Raw genomic sequence first — 238 nt, 5'->3', positions numbered from 1 at the left:
CAAATTCTATTACAAATCCTCGTTCAGGAAGAAGCCTGGTTATTTGTTCCATAAGGAAGACTAAATCGAATGGCTGCCTGTCTGCCCATTCAATTGCAACTTTCAGCTCCTCTGCCGCATTGGAAGATTGATATTCTTGAAGCTTTGCCTGCTGAGCTTCAAGAATTTCATTTGTCTGGATTATTCTTTTCTCAATTCCCAAAAGCTCATTGTTTTTCTCTTTAACCGTTAAAAAAAC

The 238-nt window shown here is 38.2% G+C and carries 1 pseudogene; it reads right to left on the bottom strand.

The features are described 5' to 3' along the window. Positions 1-238: pseudogene (locus JI667_RS22545) on the bottom strand (fimbrial assembly protein); the annotation flags it as partial.

The organism is Bacillus sp. NTK074B (assembly GCF_017303375.1).
Taxonomy (GTDB): Bacteria; Bacillota; Bacilli; order Bacillales; family Bacillaceae_B; genus Rossellomorea.
This window is presented reverse-complemented; position numbering and strand designations above follow the sequence as displayed.